1 protein-coding gene is annotated in these 865 nt (G+C 42.7%); it reads left to right on the top strand.

The genetic code is table 11. From position 1 onward, the window contains the following. Window positions 1-769: fatty acid desaturase (locus A3739_RS24455; protein WP_068503143.1), on the top strand; the 769-nt coding region annotated here is incomplete at its 5' end. Between the last annotated feature and the right edge of the window lie 96 nt (window positions 770-865).

Below are 865 nucleotides of genomic sequence, written 5' to 3' on the forward strand. Positions count from 1 at the left end.
GTTCTCGCACATGGGTTGGATGTTGCGTGATTATAATCGCGAAACCTATAACGATTACTCTAACGTTCCTGATTTAAAGCGCGACCCTGTTGTGATGTGGCAGCACCGCAATTATTTGAAGTTAGTCGTGCTGACAAACTTCGGTATTCCTTTTGTAATTGGTGTTTGGCATGGCGATATTATTGGCACCATGTTGATCGTTGGCTTTTTACGTCTTGTGCTCTCTCAACAAGTGACTTTCTTTATTAATTCGCTCGCACACTATTGGGGTAGCCAACCTTATACTGATAAGAATACCGCACGTGATAACGGCATTGTGGCTTACTTGACCTATGGAGAGGGCTACCACAACTACCATCATTGTTTTCAAACAGATTATCGCAATGGCATCCGCTGGTGGCATTACGACCCAACTAAATGGTTCATATTTACCCTGAGTAAATTGGGTTTAGCGAGCAACTTAAAACGCTGTGACGAACATAAGGTCGCCAAAGCAAAAGCAGAAATGGCGATGAAAAATCTTAATGAGAAACTGCGTTTTCATGCCGATGCCGAAGAGATTAAAGCGAAGTTGCAAGCAAAGTTTGATGAACTAGTTGAAGTGATGCATCAAACCAAAATCGCACGACTTGAATGGCTTGAAGCTAAGAAGTGTGAAGTGCGCGAAGCCTACGAGAAGTCTGAAGCGATGAAGCGATATCAAGAACTTAAAGACGCGATGCAACAGCAACGTGATGAGTGGAAGTTACTTCTCGCACAATATGCGTAAACGCTCAGTTATTTTAGTCAAAGATGTACAAGGGAAAAATTGATCATGCTTATTTTGCGTAAACGCATTCGGTCTCTATGCCTATGCTTCGTTGCC

The sequence above is a fragment of the Oleiphilus sp. HI0067 genome (genome assembly GCF_001635735.1).